This is a genomic window from Terrisporobacter othiniensis, assembly GCF_000808015.1.
GTDB classification, from domain to species: Bacteria; Bacillota; Clostridia; order Peptostreptococcales; family Peptostreptococcaceae; genus Terrisporobacter; species Terrisporobacter muris.
In genome coordinates this window covers 14,192-33,785 of sequence record NZ_JWHR01000013.1, presented here as the reverse complement: position 1 = coordinate 33,785, position 19,594 = coordinate 14,192, and the positions used below count along the sequence as shown (strand labels likewise).

Below are 19,594 nucleotides of genomic sequence, written 5' to 3'. Positions count from 1 at the left end.
AGGGTATTTCAATAATGAAATGCTCTTTTAATATGACCGAAATATTATAGTTTTATTTAAAAATGTGATATTATTAAGAAGTATATGTACAAATACAAAGGTACTAAGTAAGAAATAAAAATGAGGTGAAATTTTGCAAAATGTATTTAAACTAGACAATGAAAATAAAATATTTTATAAAACATTGCTTACTTTATGTATTCCAATAATAATTCAGAACTTACTATCAACTTTAATCAATATGGTAGATACTATTATGGTTGGAGGACTGGGAGAAATATCAGTAGCTGCCATTGGTATAGCTAATCAATACTTCTTTTTATACAATATGGCTTTATCAGGAATTATAGGTGGAGCAGGTTTATTTATAGCTCAATTTTTTGGCAAAAATGATAAAGATAATATAAGAAAAATCACAGCATTAAGTGTAATATCAGCTGTAATTTTAGGGATAGTATTTTCTTTGATAGCTATTTTCACACCTAAATTTATAATTAATTTCTTTTCTTATGATGAAAGTGTCATAAAAATTGCAGTTAATTATTTCTTAATAATAGGATTTTGTTATCCAATAATAGCAATTAGCAATGTGTTTAGCATGGGATCTAGAAGCATTAGAAATCCTAAACTAGGAATGATATGCAGCTCAATATCTTTAGGTATAAATATTATTTTAAACTATATATTTATATTCGGCAAGTTTGGAATGCCAACATTAGGGGCCAGTGGAGCGGCACTTGCTACAGTTATATCCAGAATAATAGAGTTAATTTTATTAATAAGCTATGTTTATTTTATAAAAAATGATTATGAACTTAGATTTACTTTTAAAGATATAAAGTTAATAAATAAAGATTTAATAAAAATATATATATCAAAGAGTACACCAACATTTTTAAATGATACACTATGGGCATTTGGGACAGTACTATATGCAGTAGCTTATTCAAAGGCAGGAACCTCAGCAATCGCGGCTAGCCAAATTGCTTCTACTACAGGTAATTTCTTTATAATGACTTCTGTATGTATAGCTATTGGATCTTCTATAATGATAGGCAATGAGCTAGGAGCGGATAAAATAAAGCAAGCTATAACATATTGTAAAAAGTTTTCTATTTTAGTAACTATAGTGGGTGCCATATTTGGAGTATTATTAATTGCTTCAATACCGTTACTTATAAGAATGTTTAGTGTCTCAGATAGTTTAGCACCAGATATAGAGAAAATATTTTGGATAATGGGAATACTTATGGCTTTTAAGACTTTTAATACTTTTATAATAATTGGAGTACTTAGAAGTGGAGGAGATACAAAGTATGCTTTATTTTTAGAAATGGGTTGTATGTGGTTTGTTTCTTTACCTTTAACATTCTTTGCTGCTTATAAAGGAGTTCCAATTTATATACTAGTTGCGCTGACTTATACAGAAGAAGTAGCTAAATTTATATTTGGAGTACCAAGAGCTCTATCTAAGAAATGGGCAAATAACATTGTAAAAGATATATAAAGTAGCTTATAAAATATTAAAAGTTATTTACTGAGTTGACTTTTTTTTATATTAAAGTTACAATCAAAATATCATCGGTCGGCCGACCGATAATGGAAAAAAGGAGGTATTTCATGGGAAAATATGTTAGGGAACCCATTAATGGATTTACTCACTTAGGTGGTGCTATTCTTTCTTTTGTAGGTCTCTTGGCACTGGTAATAAAAACTACATTAATAAGTGCATCTGCTGTAGACTTAACTGCAGTAATTATATTTGGCATAAGCATGATTTTGCTTTATGCTGCATCAGCTACATATCATTTAGTAATGGCACCAGATAAAGTAATTGCATTTTTAAGAAAATTAGATCATTCTATGATTTTTATACTTATAGCAGGATCTTATACTCCATTTTGCTTAATAGCATTGAAAGAGGATAAAGGATGGATTTTATTTACTGTTGTTGCTACTATAGCAGTATGTGGTGTTTTATTTAAAATGATTTGGTTTAATTGCCCTAGATGGATATCTACTTGTATCTACATAGGAATGGGATGGATATCAATATTCATGATAAAGCCACTTTACAGCTCTATGCCATTTGGAGGAATATTCTTATTACTTTTAGGTGGGATATTTTATACTATAGGAGCGATAATATATGCCCTTAAACCATCAGCACTTAAATTTAAGAATTTAGGATTTCATGAGATATTTCATATATTTATACTTTTAGGAAGTTTATGTCATTTTATCTCAGTATTTGAATATGTAATATAAACTTTAGTCACCCAATCTACTTATCAGAGAGGGTGATTTCATTTTGTAAATAAATAATAAAAATATTATATGGTTAAAAATAGTATATAATATATTCAATATATTTAGGGAGGCATCTTATGTTAAGTGATATTAATATAAAAATAAATCAAATAAAAGAGCAGGTTGCAGAGAAAAAAGTATTAGAAAATAAGCTTGCTGATTTAGGTGAAAATTTGAAGATGTACGAGTGTGAACTAAGAGATTTAGAAGAAATACTTAAGAAAGAGCTAAATGATGTAGAAAAGTTAAAGAAGCTATCTTTATCTAGCATTATGAGTACGATTATGAGAAATAAGGAAGAGAAGTTAAACAAAGAAGAAAAGGAATACTTAATGGCAAAGCTTAAGTATGATGATTGTTTATCTAGATTAAACTCATTGAAAAATAGTAAGTCAAGAATAGAAAGTAGATTAAGCTCCTTAGAAAATTGTGAAAACAGATATGTTGAATTACTTGATACAAAGTTATCCTTAATAAATATATACGGAAATGAAAATCAAAAAAAACGATTATTAAGTATGGAAAATGAGATAGATAATTATTTAAAGGAAATGAAGGAGATAGAAGAGTCAATAGGTGCAGGTAAGGTTTTATATCAAGAGGTTGGATATACTAAAGAAATATTGCAGTCTGCAAAAAACTGGGGAACTATTGATTTACTTGGTGGAGATTTTATTTCTTCTATGGCAAAGCATCAAAAAGTAGATGAAGCTCAAAAACAATTTACCAGAGTATCAAATTTATTAGTAAGCTTTAATAAAGAATTAGAAGATATTAACATGTCTAGTTTGAATTTTTCTACATCAATGAAAACATTTGATATATTTTTTGACAATATATTTACAGATATTTCTGTTAATAGCCAAATAAGTAAATCTTATGATGATATTCGCAAATTAGAGAAAAATGTTAATGATATTTTGATAAATTTAAAAAATAATAAAGAAAAGTTAGAGCAAATTATAGAAAATAAAAAAATTGAATATGATGAATTTATAAATAGTCTTTAAGAATAATGTGATCATTAGCATATAAGTAAATGCCTATATGCAATATAAAATATAAATATTTAACAGATTGATATAATAAATGTATACTCTTCTATGGCGAAAAGTAAAAGTTTGTAAATTAAAATTTAGCAATGGAGGAGACAATTTATGAATCAAGCAGTATCAATTAATAACAACAGTGTTAAGAAAAAATATTTTATGGTATTTATTTGTATGTTTATGCAGGCAATACCTTTTGGTGTGGCACAAAATATACAACCTTTATTTATACCTTATGTAATAAATAACTTTGGATTTTCATTAGCAGGATTTTCTTTAATATTCACATTTGGAGCAATGGCATCAGCAGCATTTTCACCATTTTTGGGAAAATTATTTGGTAAAGTAAATATAAAAGTATTATTTATAGTAGGTACAATGCTATCATCATTAGGATTTTTAGGATTTGGGTTTGCTAATACACTACCTCAATTTTACATATTATCAGCAATATCTCAAATAGGATGTGTTTTATTCTCTGGATTAGGAGTACCTTATGTAATAAATAACTGGTTCCCTAAGAAGGGTAGAGGTAAAGCTCTAGGGATTGCTTTCTCAGGAGGATCTATTGGTAATGTATTTTTACAACAAATAACTTCACAAATGTTAGCATCAAAAGGCGCAAGTTATAGTTATATAATGTTTGGAATTATAGCAATAGCATGTAGTTTACCGATAATATTATTATTCATAAGAATGCCTAAAGAGGGTGAAGTAGAAGTAGTAGAAGAAAATGATGAAGTAGTGGAAGAAGCTAAAGGATTTGAAGGTTTAGGTGCTAAAGCAACTACTAAGAATAAATATTTCTGGACATTTTCAATAGGATACGCAATAATAGCTATAGCAATATCAGCATTAAGTACTCAATACGCAACATACTTTACAGGTGAGCTTAAAATGAGTGCAACTTTAGTAGGTACTTTAGGTTCATTATTTGCGTTATTCTGTTTAATAGGAAACGTAACTGGAGGAGCATTATTCGATAAGATAGGAACAATAAAAACAATGTCTATATCAATGGTACTTTCAACAGTATCAATAATAGCATTATTAGCATCAAGTAAAGTTCATGGTTTAGCATTCTTATTCTCTATAGCATACGGATTAAACGTTTACTCATATATGTCAGCACCAGCATTTATGGCAACAGATGTATTTGGTAGAAAAGAGTCAAGTGTAATACTTGGAACAATAAGTTTATTATTTGCTTTAGGATTTGCATTTGGATCTAGTTTATTTGGTATGATAGTAGATAATTTTGGATTTAATACAGGATGGATAGTAATGATAGCATGTGTTCTTACAGGATACGCATTATTACTTACTTCAATAAAAAAAGTAAAAGATCAAAATAAATTATTAATGAATAAATAGAGTTATTTTGCGAAAAAGGAGTCTACTATAATAATTAGGGGACTCCTTTTTTATATGATAGAATATTATAATATTCTTATATTTTTGAGTAAGGTTGTTGCCTGAAATTTCATAGCGCACACACAGTAGATTAAAGTGGTAATGAAATAATTCACCGACACGCCGCTTAATTAAGCAAAGCAAATTTTTTATAATGATATATATACTTGAGATATGAGAAAATTAATCTTAAAATCAATTCAAGGGGATTTAATTTTTATAAAGATAATTACTAATCAGAATGAGCAAAATAAAAGTAATATTACATAGGAGAAGTAAATTATGAATATTAGGAAATTAAGTATTTTTTATGAAACAGCCAGTTGTTTAAATATGAGCAAGGTTGCAAAGGAAATGTATATTAGTCAGCCATCAATAAGCCAATGTATCTCAGAGATTGAAGCTGAACTCAATACAAAGCTTTTCGATAGAATAGGAAAAAAACTTTTTTTAACGTATGAAGGTGAGATATTTTTTAATTATACAAGAAGAATATTAAATATATATGAAGAAGGAGTTAATACAATAAAAGATTGTGCAAGTGAAAATAGAGGTAAAATAATTATTGGTGCAAGCATTACCATAGGAATATATATAATGCCTTATGTAATTAAAAAGTTTAATGAAGAAGTTCCTGATATTGAAATATCTCTTGTAATAGATAGCCAATCTAATATAGAAGATTTAATTTCACATAATAAGGTAGATATAGCTTTTATAGAGAGCTCAACTTCATGTAGTGAAGTAATATCAAAAGAAATTTGCAGAGATGAACTAGTATTTATTAGTGGAATTAATCATGAATGGAAAGATAAAAAATACTTAGAAAAAGAAGATTTTTTAGATAATATATTTATTTTTAGAGATGATGGAAGTGGAACAAGAGAAACTTTTGAAACTTTCTTAAAAAGTAAAAATATAGAATATAAGGGTTATTTGGAATTAAGTCATATTGAAGCTATTATAAATTATGTAAAATTAAATATGGGAATTAGTTGTGTTCCTTATATTTCAGTTGTTGAGAAAGAAAAACTAGGTGACTTAAATATTTCTAGACTAAAAGATTGTAAAATAGAAAGAAGTCTTTATATTGTTATTCATAAAGATAAGTATATATCATTACCAATTAAATTATTTATATGTTTTTGTGAAAAATTCCTAGATAAAGAATTACTTGAACAAATAAATGAAGAACATAATAAATATTAATAATAGAGAATTATAATATTAATCAAAATAAAATAAATGAGAATTTTTAATAAAATTAACTATGATAGAAAACAAGGTGTAATCACACAAATTTAATGGTTACACCTTATTTTTTAAATACTAGAATTTTAAGTTAAGAGACATTAGTCTATTATAAATTTCATTCATAAGGTTAATTTCATCATCTTTATTATAAGCTTCATAAGTAACAGAAAGCCTTAAATAAGCACCACAATCATCCCACGGAACTGTTGATATCATAGCATTATTTAAAATATAAGCAAAAGCATCTTCTGCATTATAAAAAATTACATCACCAGCGCCTTTTGGGATAGGAAGATAAACATAAAATCCACCTTTAGGTTTTTCAACCTTAAATCCAACTTTTCTAAGTACATCAATTAGTAAATCAAAACGTCTAGAATATCTCTCAATATTTTCTTCAATAAGCTTTTCATAATTATCAAGAGCAAAGGAAGCAGCTTTTTGAATAGGAATGAACTGTCCAGAATCGGTATGGCCTTTAATAGTAGAATAAAGTTCTATAGTTTTAGGAGAACCTACAACAAAAGCCATTCTAAAACCAGTCATATTAAAACTCTTAGATAGAGAGTGAATTTCCAAACAAAGGTCCATAGCACCATCGACACTAAAAATACTAAGTGGCTTACTATCACCATAAGTCAAAGCACCATAAGCTAAGTCAGAAACTATGAATATTTTATTTTTTCTACAAAAATTAACCAAGTATTCATAATATTCTTTAGTGGCAATTTGTCCTGTAGGGTTATTTGGATAATTAATATAAAGAAGTTTAGATCTTTTTAAAATATCTTTAGGAATATTTTCTAAATCAGGAAAAAAGTCATTCTCTTCACAAAGAGGGAGATTATAGACTTCTCCACCTAAAAACTTAGAATAAGTACCCATTATTGGGTAACCTGGAACAGTCATTAAACAAACATCACCAGGATTTATAAAGCCTATGGGAATCATGGCTAAAATAGATTTTGAACCTATGCCATGCATCACATTTTTACAAGTTAAATTGTTTATATGATACACATTTTTCATAAATCTACAAGCTGCCTCTTGGAACTCTAGTATTCCATTGTCAGCATAGAATCTATTTTCATTTTTATGAGATTCTCTACATAAAACATCAACAATACTAGAGTCAGCAATCTTATCAGGCTCACCTACTCCCATATTAATAAGTGAAATATCTGGATTATTTGCTTTTGCATCATTAGTCATTTTCTTTATTTTTTCAAATTTGTATAATCTTGTAGCTGTGTTAAAGAAAGATAAATCGCCCAGTCTTTCTGAAATCATACTGTCTATAAAATCCATTTTCAATCCTCCAAAGGTGTCAATATACTTTATATTATGAAAAATTAATGAAAGTGGGACAAAATAAATAACCTAATATTTTAGTTTTTATAAAAATAGCGGGTTCTTTTTATAAGTTCAACATAACTTTTTCATTTTTTGACTTGCTACAAATAACATTACTTTATTTAGATAACGAACATGATTTGGGCATATTGATATACAACGCATACATGAAATACATGTTGAATCATCTGTTATGCTGGGATTATCATGAGAAATTGATTTTGAAGGACAAAGAGATGCACATAATCCACATTTATGACAGTTTTTATTAGTCTTTGCTTTTAGTATAAATAAAAGAATGCTTTTTATTTTGTTAATAGATAATAAATGATAAAATTAGAATATATGAATAATAATATCAGGAGACTTAAATTAATGATAAGAAAATTAGAAAATAATGATGTAGATAGAGTGATGGACATTTGGTTAAAGAGTACTGTGAAAGCTCATGATTTCATAGAAAAAAAGTATTGGGAAGATAACTATAATACAGTGAAAAATGTTTATATTCCTATGGCAGAGACTTATGTTTATGAAAAAGAGAATATAAAAGGGTTTATTTCTATTATAAACAATGAATTTATTGGAGCGTTGTTTGTAGATAATGACAGCCAAGGACAAGGTATAGGCAAAGTTCTAATTGAACATGTAAAAAGTGAATATAATAACTTAAATTTAGCTGTATACAAGGATAATTATAAATCTGTAGAGTTTTATAAAAAAATGGGATTCAAAATAAAAAGTGAAAATACTAATGAAGATACAAACTTTGTTGAATATATTATGGAGAATTAAGGAAAATAATTTAATTTTTAATAATAAATATAATGAAAAGGGCTGCTTTTAAGCAGCCTTTAATTTTTAAATACAATTTTCTAATATTGAAGGAATATCTTGTACTGTTACACTTTCATAAACTCGTCCATTTATGGTAACAATAGGTGTTTTACGGCAAACACCTACACATCCGCCAGATTCTAAACTGAACTTCATATCTTTAGTAGTTTCACCAGTTTTAATTCCAATTAATTTTTCAAATTCACGCAGGATACTAGGGCTATCATCTTTATTACAAGCATTACCAAGGCAAACTTTTATCTTATATTTACCCTTAAGCTCAGTTACAAAATAACTATAAAAATTAACAATACCTTCTACCTGGCTAAAAGGAAGATGTAATTTTTCTGCAATATACACTTGTACATCTTTCGGTAGATATCCAAATATACTTTGAGCATGATGTAAAGTATTCATTAGTATTTTTTCATTATTATCATTTGAATTCATAAATATATCTAATTTATTAAATAATTCTTTATTTCTAGAGGCAAAATCACACATAGTAATCTCCTTTATATAGTTAAAATATAGATTTAGTTTATACCCTATAATGAATGTGTATAAACTTCATATCAATTAGATAATTATAACATAATTATTTTCTATGTTACTAAAGTGTAACATTAGAGAATAAAATGTAATCTTTAATTAAGGATTTAATTATTAGAAAGATTTAAAATAATAATATATTAAATATTAAAGTGACTTAGGAGGTTAATTATATGAAAGAAATATTAAAAGTTGAACATATATGTAAAGATTATGGAATAAAAGGCTTTAAGACAAAGGTATTAAAAGATATATCCTTAACAGTAAAAGAGGGCGATTTTATAGCTATAATGGGACCATCAGGAGCAGGAAAAACCACATTACTGAATATAATGTCAACGCTGGACAAGCAAACTTCAGGGGAGATTATATTAGAGGGAATAGATGTATCAAATATAAGAAATAAAGAATTATCAAAACTAAGAAGAGATAAAATTGGATTTATATTTCAAGAATATAACTTATTAGATAATATGACTCTTATGAATAATATTGCTCTTCCTTTGGCGCTTGGAAAGAAGAGAAGCAAAGAAATAGAGGATAAAGTTATTGAAATATCTAAAAAGTTTGGATTAGAAAATCATTTAGATAAATATCCATACCAACTATCAGGAGGACAAAAGCAAAGAGGTGCAGCGGCTAGATCCTTAATTACAAATCCATCAGTAATATTTGCAGATGAACCTACGGGGGCATTAGATTCTAAATCAGCGTATGAACTTTTAGACGCATTAGAAAAGATAAATAAAGAGAGTAATGCAACTATTATAATGATTACTCATGATCCTAAAACGGCAAGTTATTCTAATGAAGTATATATGATAAACGATGGTACTATAAAATGTAAATTAAATAAAGGAGATAGTAGAAAAGCATTTTATAGCAAAATAATGGATATGTTGTCTTCTATGGGAGGTGACATATAGTTGAGTATATTAGAAATCGCATATAATAATTTTAAAAGTAATTTAAGAACTTACAGAGCATTTTTCATATCTATGGTATTTTCAGTAGTAATTCTGACTAATTTTGAACTATTACAATATGGAGAGGCTATAAAAGCATTGCAAGGAGAAAATGCAAAATTTACTTCGGCAGTATTAATGTCCGTAATTGTAATATTATCAGTATTTTTATTTTTCTTTATATGGTATGCAACTAATGTATTCTTTAAAAATCGATCAAAAGAAATTGGAATCTTATCTTTTATGGGGTTGGATTTATATACTATTGGGAAGATATATTTTGTAGAGAATATGCTTATAGGTATAAGTTCTTGTTTAATAGGGTTAATTATAGGCATAATTACCTCAAAATTTTTCCAAGCTATAATAATAAAACTATCTGGATTTCATATAGATATAGCTAATGGAATTAGCATAAAAGCATTGATTTCTGCTAGCGTAATATTTATAGCAATATTTATGATAATGTCGGTAAAAGGATTTATAACTATTTGTAGAAGTAGTGTAATTAATTTAATAAATGCTTCTAAAAAACAAGAAAAAATACCCAAAGTAGGAATTGGATTATACATCTTAGCTATAATATCAATTTTCGTAATAGGATATGGTTACTATCTTTCTCTGAATATAAGAAGTGAAAATATAATGAGTTCAGTTACAGTAGTGATTGTAGTTATCATAGGAACTTATGGATTATTCAAATCAGTTATGCCTGTATTATTTAGTTTAATAATGAAAAATAAAAAAATATTATTTAATGGGGAAAATATAATTGCTATTAACAATATAAACCATAGATTAAGTAAAAATTATAAAACTTATGCCATAATAGCAATTATGATTACTGCAACTATATCAACACTTGGGGGTGCAGTTGCTATTAAATATATGCAAGAAAATGCTCAGACCCAAAGAAATATATACACAGTTAGTATATTTTCCCCAGATAAAAATGAAGTGAATAAAGAAAAAATTGATAATATAATAAAAAATACTAACAAAATAAAATATGAAGTAAATACAGAGTTAACATTTTTAGAAAATAAGGATAGTAAGTATATCTATGATACTATGGATGTAATAATGAAATATAGTGATTTCATAAATATTCTTAATATAAATGGAAATGAAGAAGAATCAAAAGAGTACGGAAAAAGCTTAGTTGGAGGGAATAATGTAATAACATTAAAAAGCCCTCAGACCATTATGACTCTTGCACAAAAAGAAAGCGAAGTTAAAATTGATGGACAAGTATATAAGATTTCAAAAGGAGAAGTAAAATTACCAGTATTAGGTACTGGTGTTAATGAGAGTATTATAGTTGTAAATGATAGTACTTATGAGAAATTAAAAGATAAGGGGCAGCAAGGATACTTTTATGGAGCAAAGATAGAAAACGAAGAGAATAGTACAATGATGTTTAATAGCCTTGAAAAAAGTTTAAATTTAAAAAGTGGATATATACAAAATGGATATAAGGCACAAAATGAAAGTCAGTGGATGAAGTTTGCTTATGCAGTTCTTGTATTCTTGTTCATAGTATTTGCAATAATTGCTGGAAGTATTATCTACATGAAAATATATAGTGACGCTTATGAGGATAAGGAGAAATATACTACTTTAATAAAAATAGGTGCTACAGAGAATGAAATTAATAGAGCAGTATTTAAAGAGGTGGTTATATTTTATGCTTTGCCAATGATAATTGCAGCAATATCAAGTTACTTTGCATTAAAATTAGCAGGAGAGTTACTAATGGCAAATTTAATTAACATATATATATTAAGTTTAGTAATTTGTTTAGTGATATTTGTAATATATGGTGTGGTGTCTGTTAGAAAGTTCAAAAGAATAATTTATGATAATTAAATTAATCTAAAAATAGAGGAAGATAAAATGATAAAAAATTTATTTGTTTGTGTGATACTGATATTTATTATAGCAGTATCAACCGGATGCTCTAAAGATGAAATTTTAACTCATTATAATAATATAATTCAAAGCGCTGGCAAAGGAACTCTTACAAGTAATTATGAATTGAATGGTGACAGAGAATTTGGAGTAGATGACTATGTGGGAACTTATATTGCACAGTATGAAAATTATTCTGGAATAGAGTATGTATTTGGAGGAACTTCAATAGAACATGAGAGTGGATCTGAAGTGACAATTACTTGTAAAATCAATACTACAAGTGGATCTGCTCAATTAATTTTATTATCAGGAAGTGATAAACCAGTAGTTTTATGTAAAAATAATAAAGTATATAAAGTAACTTTAAAAATTCAAGATGGAAGTAATTATATTGGAATAAAAGGAGATAATTTCACAGGAAATATAGAGCTGAATATAAAATAAAATTGATTAAAAAAGAGACTATTACAGGAGAATTCAAAGTTATTTTTGTGATAGTCTTTTTTAAATAAAGTTAAAAATAATATATACAAAATAATGAAAGTTGACCATAATTAATAATGATGGAAGCAATTTGAATAAGGAGAAAATGAGCATGTATAAAATTTTATTAATAGAAGATGATATAGACTTATCCAAAGAAACTTCATTAGCATTAGAAAGATGGGGGTTTAAAGTTGATTTAATTGATGATTTTGAGAGGATAATGGAAGAATTTATAGATAAAAGACCTGATTTAATAATTTTAGATGTAAACTTGCCGCTATATAATGGATTTTATTGGTGTGAAAGAATAAGAACTATATCAAATGTGCCAATCATATTTTTATCTTCTAGAGATTCAGATATGGATTTAATAATGGGAATCAATAATGGAGGAGATGATTATATTACAAAACCATTCTCCATAGATATACTTGTTACAAAGATTAATGGAATTATAAGACGAGTTTATAATTATAGTGTCTCAAATAATGTGATGCGTTATGGAGACTTAATATTTGATATGGAAAAGGGCATTATTAAAAATAATGAAAATACCATAGAATTAACTAAAAATGAAATAAAAATATTAACTACATTATTGAAAAATAAAAATAAAGTAGTATCTAGAGAAAATATTATGATGATTTTATGGGATAGTGATGAATTTGTAACAGATAATGCTCTTACTGTAAATATAAATCGACTTAGGGGAAAAATTAAAGACTTGGGAATTGAAGACTGTATAAAAACTAAGAAAGGTATAGGATACATAATAGAATGAATTTTATAGAATATCTAAAAAATAGATTCAGATATATTATTCTTTCCATAATTATCATAGGTTTAATTGATATATATTTATTTGCAATAGATATACTTGAAAATTACTTTGAAGAATTAATATATTTAAATTTTATTATTGTAATTATAATATTAGCATTTATTATATGTGATTATATTGATTGGAAAAACAACTATAAAATCTTATATGAAAGTTTAGAAGAAAATAAAGATATGGATGAAAGCTTAATTGATGGAAAATCATTTGAAGAAAAGCTAATGAAAGCAATTATAGACAATATGAATATTAAAAATAATAAAGAGATAATTAATTATAAACAGTCATTAAAAGAGTTAGATGAATATATAGCAAAGTGGGTACATGAAATAAAAATTCCAATATCTGCATTAAATATTATGACAGATAGATTAAATGAAGCGGAAGACAGCATAGATATAAAAAATCAATTGGCTAAAATGAGTTTTTTGGTGAATTCTATTTTATATAGTAGTAGAAGTACAAGTTTGTTTGAAGATATATTTATTAATAAAGTCAATTTAGAAAAATTAGTAAAGTCTTCAGTAAAAAATAACTCTTTTCTTCTAATAAAAAATAATATTGAAGTTAGCTTAGAGAACTTAGATTATTTAGTGTATAGTGATATAAAATGTCTTTCGTATGTTTTAGATCAAATTATAAATAATGCTATTAAATATTCAAAGGAAAATAATAGAATTGAATTTTATGCAAAACAAGAAAGTAATTTCATTACATTGTCTATAAAAGATTATGGAATTGGAATAAATCAAGAAGATTTAAATAGGATTTTTGATAAAGGATTTACAGGTTCTAATGGAAGAAATAAAATTTATAAATCTACCGGAATGGGAATGTACTTTACGAAGAAAATGATAGATAAATTAGGACATAGGATAGAAGTATCATCCAAACTAAATGAGTATACAAATTTTAAAATATATTTTTATGATATATCTGATTATTTAAATATGGAAAATTAGAAAACTTAGATGATTTTATGTTAACTAAGCATAAAACATATCTAAGTTTTTTATTTTATATACAAGTGTATTATATTGACTCAAATATTAGGGGGAAAAATGATAAACGTAGTTGCCTTAAGCGGTAGTGAATGCATATCGTTGGCGACATGAGCATAGCAAATTTTTTATAAACATGAATTTTATTATTATATTTAATATATAATGAAATGAAACGATATAATAGCTATTATTTAAATATATCTATAAAAATTATGAGAGGGGCTTACATATGAAAAATTTAAAAAGGGAAGTGTTTACGATACCTAATATAATGGGGTATTTTAGGATAATTTTGATACCTATATTTTTATATATTTACTATAATGCAACATCAGTTAGAGACTATTATATAGTAGCAGGTATAGTATGTGTTTCTGGAATAACAGATTTTTTAGATGGTTACATAGCTAGAAACTTTAATATGATTACTGAGCTGGGAAAATTTATAGACCCTTTAGCTGATAAATTAACTCAAGCAGCTCTTGTATTTTCTTTGGCATTTAGGCATAAATTAATGTGGTATTTGGTTGGATTATTTATAATAAAAGAAGGATTTATGGCAATTATGGGGATTATAATGCTTCGAAAAGGTAAAAAATTAGATGGAGCAAAGTGGTTTGGAAAACTTTGTACAGCCATACTTTATATCGTAATGTTTATACTAATACTGTTCCCAAGAATGAATGATACTAGAGCAAATTTCTTAATAGTAGTATGTGGAATGTTTATGTTGATGTCTTTTATATTATATATACCAGTATTTTATAAAATGTATAAATCAAGCAAATAAGATAACTCTGTAGAGAGTAGTTATATAAATTAAATTTCTTGTAGAGTATAATATGATTTATTCATATAGTTATATATAAGCATAAAATCAGGAGGGATCGTATGACAACATATATTTTATATACACTAGCAGCTGTAATGTGCTTTATGTCCTATTTAAAAAACAAAGATAAAACAAAAAATGCTTTAATAAAAGCTTGCAAATCAATGGAGAATATCATGCCTCAATTTTTATCTATAATAGTAATAGTAGGATTAATGCTAGCTTTTATTGATACGAATACTATTTCAAGATTAATAGGAAATGAGTCAGGATTTTTAGGAGTTCTATTTTCAGCAGTTGTAGGATCAACTGTTATGGTTCCAACTTTTGTAGCATTTTCAACAGCAAATACATTATTAAATAGTGGAGCGGGTTATGCCCAGGTGGCGGCTTTAGTATCAACTTTAACATTTGTAGGAATAATGACATTTTCTCTAGAAGCCAAGTATATTGGGAAAAAAACTGCTTTTTATAGAAATTTCTTTGCATTTCTATTTTCATTTATAGTTGCTTATTTTATAGGGGGGATATTAGGATGAAAAAGAAAATTTATTTTTTTGTAAATCGATATAAATTTTTTCTTATTTTTCTTGTTATTCTTATTTTAGTTACTATATTTGAAAGAAATATAGGTATAAAGGCATTTAATAGTACGAAGGGTAGTTTTTTACAGATGCTATCAGTGTTACCGCCTATTATGATTCTTCTAGGATTAATGGACGAGTGGGTATCTAGAGAATCAATGATGAAATATATGGGGGATGATTCGGGAATCATGGGAATTGTCATAGCCATAGCTTTTGCAGCTTTTGCTGCAGGACCAATGTATGCGGCATTTCCTTTTACAGCTGTCTTATTAAAAAAAGGTGTGAAGCTTACAAATGTGATTATTTTTATGAATGCATGGTGTGTTATAAAAATTTCAACTCTTTTATTTGAAATAAGTTCCTTAGGATATAAATTTACATTTTATAGGCTATTAATCGATTTTGTTGGAGTTATTGCTATGGGATATTTAGTTAATTATTTTGTTATGAATACTGGTGAAGAGGATAAAGTTTTAAAGAGTTATATGAAAGAATCTTAAAAGAATAAAAATATATACAAGGCATAAATTAAATTATCTCATTTATGCCTTGTATAAAATCATAATAGAATATTATTTCTATTAACTTTGTTACTTTAGCAACGGTCTAAGACGTTGGCGATATGAAGCGATTTGTCGACACAATGCTTAAGCAAAGTGAATTTTTAAATTAAGCAAGAATACCTACTTTTCTTAAAAGATACTCAGCATTTGTAGTTAAAGACCTTCCATTTTTAATCTTATAATCAAAGAAAATCTCACCATCTACATAATGTTCATTAAAACTGTAGTTCGTTATATTAGGGTTTTCATCTTCTAAATTACAAACCTCTAGATCATGAGTTGTAATCATTCCTGAAACATGAGATTTACATAGTTCTTTTAACACGCCTTCAGAGCCTTTAAGCCTATCAACAGAATTTGTTCCTCTAAAAATTTCATCTATTAGAAATAGTGTTTGTGGGTCACTATGAGATTGATCGATTATTTTTTTTATTCTTTTTAACTCAGCATAGAAGGTTGAAATGCCTTCGTTCAAATCATCTCTTATACGCATGGAAGTAATTATTTTCATCTTAGAAGATAACATACTATCTGCACACACGTAACTTCCAGCACGAGCAAGAACCATATTGATACCAACAGTTCTCATAAAAGTAGTTTTACCAGACATATTGGAGCCAGATATAATGTAGATATTATTATCTAGTTTAAAATCATTACAAATACGTTTTTCATTATTTATTAGAGGATGCCCTATATTTGTGGCTTCAATAATATTATTTTTATTATTAAAACTAGGAAGACACATATTGTTACAAATCCTAGGAAGATTGGCAAAACTTATTAAACTTTCCAGTTCTCCTAAAGTATAAAACCAGTTTTCAACTGAATCAGAGTATTTCATCTTCCAATTGTCCAAATCTATGGCATTTTTATAATCCCAAAGCAATAGAGAATTTAGTATTATGCACATTACTCCATTATTACGTTGATTGATATTTGAAGCTATTTTTGATAATTGTTTAACTCCTATTTTAGCAGTCTCTAAGTTTTTTACAATTTCATCTAACTTATTAGTTTTAAACTCTATTTTTGTAATATTATCTATAACATTATCGTAGCGACTGATTTTGGGTGCTAATTTTTTTAGAGTTCCAACATAATGATTTGCTTTTAAATAGCCAATAATCCAAAGCAATAGTTGGAATATGATTAAACAATTAAGAATAATAAAACTTAGAGTGCTTTTAGTAAATATTGAATATAGCAAAGTAAGACACGTTATTATATTTGAAATTTTAAATAATAATTTTAAGTAATTACTCTTAATAAATTTTTTCGTATCTTGTAATTGAGAAATTAAAATAGGAAAATCCTCATCTATACCAACTAGAGAAAAATCATACTCGGTTTCAGCACAAAAACTATAATTATTTCTTAACTCAGTAATAGCCTCATGGCGTTTTTTCAACTCTTTATCTGAAAAATTAGGATTCAGCAAATCTTTTACAAATCGTCTTCTTCCATAATAAGTACCAGTACTATTAATCATTTGGAATAAAGATTTGTTTCCAACTATGTCCAAATCTGTTGCATAATCATGGTCATAATCTATAAACTCCTCACCAATATCAGTAAAATTAGACCATTCACCAGTAATTCTTTTTATATTTGATTCATTAATTTTTATAACCCCTTCTTCTTTATATATTTGATCATATGTAGTTTTATGAGCTAAGGATGCTATGATGAAAAGGATAGCTTCAACTATCAGGACTAATATCAATTTTAAAGGGTATTGATTTACATATATTTTGTAAATGTTATAACATATTAAAATAAATAAAAACATTTTAATAATAGTAATTATATTAGCAGTCTTATTATATTCTACTATGTTATTTTTTCTTTTTTCTATATCATCATTAAATATTGATTCCATAAGTGTCACCTCCAAATTTATCCTGTAATTTTTATGATAACCAATAATTGCGTAAAATCCAACTTAATTTGTAGAAATATTAAAAGCTCCTCTCAAAATAATAGAATTAAATTAAAAAGGAGCCTTATTTTTAATATTTAATATATATTAATTCTGCTTCATTATATCTAGCAATTGCATAAATTACATCAGAAAGTCTGTTTATGTATTTTAATAAAAATGGATTTACAGTTTCTATTTTACTAAGAGAAAAAATTCTTCTCTCAGCTTTTCTACAAATAGTTCTAGCTATATGTAAATTAGCAGAGATTAAGTTAGTTCCAGGAACTATAAAAGCATCTATTTTATCAATTTTTTCAATATAAGAATCTATAATTTTTTCTAAAGATACGACATCATCATTACTTATGGGTGTTTTATAGGTTCCTTCTTCTTTAGTAGCTAATTCAGCAGAGACTGCAAATAATTTTATTTGTATACTTCTTAAAATTTCCTTATCTTCATCCTTAGCATAATTTGTGCAAAGACCTATGTAAGAGTTTAATTCGTCTAAAGTCCCATAAGACTCTACTCTTATATCATCTTTATCAACCCTAGTTCCATCGTATAAAGAGGTTTTACCTTTATCACCTGTCTTAGTATATATTTTCATAATAGTCCTCCTATATATTTTAATAATATTTATAATATACCCATAGCTAATAAACATATATACAAATATTTATTGAAGATTGCACATTAAAATAAGAAATTATGGGTATAAACTAAGTATAAAATGAATTAATTAAAATTACTTATAATATAAAAATTAATAAAAAATAGACTAATAAATGTAATCTACGGAGGAAAATAAAATGGGAAATTGTAACTCATGTCCATCAAAAAATAATTGTAATAAACAAGATACTTGCACAATAGAAAATAATCCAAATAATAAAATAAAAAATATAATAGGTGTTATGAGTGGAAAAGGTGGAGTAGGTAAATCTACAATAACATCATTAATAGCAAAACAATTAAGTAAGTCAGGATATAAGGTGGGAATATTAGATGCGGACATAACAGGACCAAGTATTCCAAGGCTTATGGGAGTACAGTATGAAAGAGCATTTTCAAATAATGGTACAGATATTTACCCTATAATAACAAAAGAAAATATAAAGACTATGTCAGTGAACTTTATGGTAAATGATGAAAGTCAGCCAGTAGTATGGAAAGGTCCATTAATAAGTAATACTATAAAACAATTCTATAAAGATGTAATGTGGGAAGAGCTAGATTATTTATTAATAGATATGCCACCAGGAACAGGAGATGTAGCCCTTACAGTTATGCAATCTTTACCTTTAACTGGAATGATAATGGTATCTGTACCACAAGATATGATATCTATGATAGTTTCGAAAGGTGTTAATATGGCTAAAATGCTAAATGTAAATATATTAGGCGTAGTAGAAAATATGAGCTATATTGAATGTCCTGATTGTAATAAAAAGATAAAATTATTTGATGGAGAAGAGACAGATGAGTTTTTACAAGAAAATAATTTGGATCTATTAGGAGAATTGCCTATGACTAGAGAAATTGTAGAAATAACTCATAAAGGTGTGGAGATAGTTAGTGATGAGTTAGACAATATCTTAACTGGCATAGTAGAAAAAATTAATAAAAAAATAAGTAAATAAATATTTTTAAACCACTATTCTTTTTGATGGAATAGTGGTTTTATGTTATAAATTTACTAAATTTAACTCT

At 26.6% G+C, this 19,594-nt stretch carries 20 protein-coding genes; 15 read left to right on the top strand and 5 right to left on the bottom strand.

Translation table 11 applies throughout. The features are described 5' to 3' along the window. The first annotated feature begins 133 nt into the window (after positions 1 to 133). The 5 genes from QX51_RS01055 (at position 134) to QX51_RS01035 (ending at position 5,981) form a co-directional block, all read left to right on the top strand. Positions 134 to 1,507 (top strand): MATE family efflux transporter, encoded by a 1,374-nt coding sequence (locus QX51_RS01055; RefSeq protein WP_039678049.1) that lies wholly within the window; start codon positions 134 to 136, stop codon positions 1,505 to 1,507. A 113-nt stretch (positions 1,508 to 1,620) separates the two neighbouring features. After that, positions 1,621 to 2,268, top strand: coding sequence for a PAQR family membrane homeostasis protein TrhA (trhA, locus tag QX51_RS01050; RefSeq protein ID WP_039678048.1), 648 nt, complete (start codon positions 1,621 to 1,623; stop codon positions 2,266 to 2,268). A gap of 119 nt (positions 2,269 to 2,387) precedes the next feature. After that, complete coding sequence (locus tag QX51_RS01045; protein WP_052232797.1) at positions 2,388 to 3,320, top strand: hypothetical protein; 933 nt, start codon at positions 2,388 to 2,390, stop codon at positions 3,318 to 3,320. A 147-nt stretch (positions 3,321 to 3,467) separates the two neighbouring features. Continuing rightward, positions 3,468 to 4,733 (top strand): conjugated bile salt MFS transporter, encoded by a 1,266-nt coding sequence (locus tag QX51_RS01040; RefSeq protein WP_039678047.1) that lies wholly within the window; start codon positions 3,468 to 3,470, stop codon positions 4,731 to 4,733. A 321-nt stretch (positions 4,734 to 5,054) separates the two neighbouring features. Continuing rightward, complete coding sequence (locus tag QX51_RS01035; protein ID WP_039678046.1) at positions 5,055 to 5,981, top strand: LysR substrate-binding domain-containing protein; 927 nt, start codon at positions 5,055 to 5,057, stop codon at positions 5,979 to 5,981. A gap of 120 nt (positions 5,982 to 6,101) precedes the next feature. On the opposite strand, the gene QX51_RS01030 is transcribed toward QX51_RS01035, so the two are convergent. After that, positions 6,102 to 7,334, bottom strand: a complete 1,233-nt coding sequence (locus QX51_RS01030; RefSeq protein WP_039678045.1) for an aminotransferase class I/II-fold pyridoxal phosphate-dependent enzyme — start codon at positions 7,332 to 7,334, stop codon at positions 6,102 to 6,104. A gap of 117 nt (positions 7,335 to 7,451) precedes the next feature. Next, positions 7,452 to 7,667 (bottom strand): 4Fe-4S binding protein, encoded by a 216-nt coding sequence (locus QX51_RS21725; RefSeq protein ID WP_408645543.1) that lies wholly within the window; start codon positions 7,665 to 7,667, stop codon positions 7,452 to 7,454. Between the two features lie 87 nt (positions 7,668 to 7,754). On the opposite strand from QX51_RS21725, the gene QX51_RS01025 reads away from it, so the two are divergent. After that, positions 7,755 to 8,174, top strand: coding sequence for an N-acetyltransferase (locus QX51_RS01025; protein WP_039678044.1), 420 nt, complete (start codon positions 7,755 to 7,757; stop codon positions 8,172 to 8,174). A 66-nt stretch (positions 8,175 to 8,240) separates the two neighbouring features. Here the strand turns inward: QX51_RS01025 and QX51_RS01020 are convergent, their stop codons facing one another. After that, the gene (locus tag QX51_RS01020) at positions 8,241 to 8,720 is read right to left on the bottom strand and encodes an NADH-quinone oxidoreductase subunit NuoE family protein (protein ID WP_039678043.1); all 480 of its coding nucleotides are present in this window, start codon (positions 8,718 to 8,720) and stop codon (positions 8,241 to 8,243) included. 221 nt (positions 8,721 to 8,941) lie between these two features. On the opposite strand from QX51_RS01020, the gene QX51_RS01015 reads away from it, so the two are divergent. From QX51_RS01015 to QX51_RS00980, 8 genes are all read left to right on the top strand, one after another. Beyond that, positions 8,942 to 9,694, top strand: coding sequence for an ABC transporter ATP-binding protein (locus QX51_RS01015; RefSeq protein ID WP_039678042.1), 753 nt, complete (start codon positions 8,942 to 8,944; stop codon positions 9,692 to 9,694). Beyond that, positions 9,695 to 11,602, top strand: coding sequence for an ABC transporter permease (locus QX51_RS01010; protein WP_039678041.1), 1,908 nt, complete (start codon positions 9,695 to 9,697; stop codon positions 11,600 to 11,602). Positions 11,603 to 11,629: 27 nt separating this feature from the next. Continuing rightward, positions 11,630 to 12,091, top strand: coding sequence for a hypothetical protein (locus QX51_RS01005; protein WP_039678040.1), 462 nt, complete (start codon positions 11,630 to 11,632; stop codon positions 12,089 to 12,091). A gap of 151 nt (positions 12,092 to 12,242) precedes the next feature. Beyond that, positions 12,243 to 12,914, top strand: coding sequence for a response regulator transcription factor (locus tag QX51_RS01000; protein WP_039678039.1), 672 nt, complete (start codon positions 12,243 to 12,245; stop codon positions 12,912 to 12,914). Continuing rightward, complete coding sequence (locus tag QX51_RS00995) at positions 12,911 to 13,933, top strand: sensor histidine kinase (RefSeq protein WP_039678038.1); 1,023 nt, start codon at positions 12,911 to 12,913, stop codon at positions 13,931 to 13,933. The genes QX51_RS01000 and QX51_RS00995 overlap by 4 nt, the downstream gene beginning before the upstream one ends. Positions 13,934 to 14,204: 271 nt before the next feature. Beyond that, positions 14,205 to 14,765, top strand: coding sequence for a CDP-alcohol phosphatidyltransferase family protein (locus QX51_RS00990; RefSeq protein WP_039678037.1), 561 nt, complete (start codon positions 14,205 to 14,207; stop codon positions 14,763 to 14,765). A 101-nt stretch (positions 14,766 to 14,866) separates the two neighbouring features. After that, positions 14,867 to 15,346 carry a permease gene (locus QX51_RS00985; RefSeq protein WP_039678036.1) on the top strand — a complete coding sequence of 160 codons (480 nt, stop codon included), beginning with the start codon at positions 14,867 to 14,869 and terminating at the stop codon, positions 15,344 to 15,346. Further along, positions 15,343 to 15,894: a permease gene (locus QX51_RS00980; protein ID WP_039678035.1), complete on the top strand. Its 552-nt coding sequence runs from the start codon at positions 15,343 to 15,345 to the stop codon at positions 15,892 to 15,894. The genes QX51_RS00985 and QX51_RS00980 overlap by 4 nt, the downstream gene beginning before the upstream one ends. Before the next feature lie 169 nt (positions 15,895 to 16,063). On the opposite strand, the gene QX51_RS00975 is transcribed toward QX51_RS00980, so the two are convergent. After that, positions 16,064 to 17,839: a MutS-related protein gene (locus QX51_RS00975; RefSeq protein WP_039678034.1), complete on the bottom strand. Its 1,776-nt coding sequence runs from the start codon at positions 17,837 to 17,839 to the stop codon at positions 16,064 to 16,066. Between the two features lie 130 nt (positions 17,840 to 17,969). Beyond that, on the bottom strand, positions 17,970 to 18,491 hold the full coding sequence (locus tag QX51_RS00970; protein WP_039678033.1) for a cob(I)yrinic acid a,c-diamide adenosyltransferase: 522 nt from the start codon (positions 18,489 to 18,491) through the stop codon (positions 17,970 to 17,972). 202 nt (positions 18,492 to 18,693) lie between these two features. Here QX51_RS00970 and QX51_RS00965 point away from each other — a divergent pair, with 202 nt between their 5' ends. After that, the gene (locus tag QX51_RS00965) at positions 18,694 to 19,524 is read left to right on the top strand and encodes an Mrp/NBP35 family ATP-binding protein (RefSeq protein ID WP_039678032.1); all 831 of its coding nucleotides are present in this window, start codon (positions 18,694 to 18,696) and stop codon (positions 19,522 to 19,524) included. Positions 19,525 to 19,594 lie beyond the last annotated feature (70 nt).

Bases quoted from the DNA above. Each gene is read 5' to 3' on its own strand.
- QX51_RS00970 (WP_039678033.1), bottom strand. From the start codon at position 18,491: ATGAAAATATATACTAAGACAGGTGATAAAGGTAAAACCTCTTTATAC.
- QX51_RS01045 (WP_052232797.1), top strand. From the start codon at position 2,388: ATGTTAAGTGATATTAATATAAAAATAAATCAAATAAAAGAGCAGGTT.
- trhA (WP_039678048.1), top strand. From the start codon at position 1,621: ATGGGAAAATATGTTAGGGAACCCATTAATGGATTTACTCACTTAGGT.
- QX51_RS01015 (WP_039678042.1), top strand. From the start codon at position 8,942: ATGAAAGAAATATTAAAAGTTGAACATATATGTAAAGATTATGGAATA.
- QX51_RS01040 (WP_039678047.1), top strand. From the start codon at position 3,468: ATGAATCAAGCAGTATCAATTAATAACAACAGTGTTAAGAAAAAATAT.
- QX51_RS01005 (WP_039678040.1), top strand. From the start codon at position 11,630: ATGATAAAAAATTTATTTGTTTGTGTGATACTGATATTTATTATAGCA.
- QX51_RS00965 (WP_039678032.1), top strand. From the start codon at position 18,694: ATGGGAAATTGTAACTCATGTCCATCAAAAAATAATTGTAATAAACAA.
- QX51_RS01030 (WP_039678045.1), bottom strand. From the start codon at position 7,334: ATGGATTTTATAGACAGTATGATTTCAGAAAGACTGGGCGATTTATCT.
- QX51_RS01000 (WP_039678039.1), top strand. From the start codon at position 12,243: ATGTATAAAATTTTATTAATAGAAGATGATATAGACTTATCCAAAGAA.
- QX51_RS00980 (WP_039678035.1), top strand. From the start codon at position 15,343: ATGAAAAAGAAAATTTATTTTTTTGTAAATCGATATAAATTTTTTCTT.
- QX51_RS00995 (WP_039678038.1), top strand. From the start codon at position 12,911: ATGAATTTTATAGAATATCTAAAAAATAGATTCAGATATATTATTCTT.
- QX51_RS00975 (WP_039678034.1), bottom strand. From the start codon at position 17,839: ATGGAATCAATATTTAATGATGATATAGAAAAAAGAAAAAATAACATA.
- QX51_RS01025 (WP_039678044.1), top strand. From the start codon at position 7,755: ATGATAAGAAAATTAGAAAATAATGATGTAGATAGAGTGATGGACATT.
- QX51_RS00985 (WP_039678036.1), top strand. From the start codon at position 14,867: ATGACAACATATATTTTATATACACTAGCAGCTGTAATGTGCTTTATG.
- QX51_RS01020 (WP_039678043.1), bottom strand. From the start codon at position 8,720: ATGTGTGATTTTGCCTCTAGAAATAAAGAATTATTTAATAAATTAGAT.
- QX51_RS00990 (WP_039678037.1), top strand. From the start codon at position 14,205: ATGAAAAATTTAAAAAGGGAAGTGTTTACGATACCTAATATAATGGGG.
- QX51_RS01035 (WP_039678046.1), top strand. From the start codon at position 5,055: ATGAATATTAGGAAATTAAGTATTTTTTATGAAACAGCCAGTTGTTTA.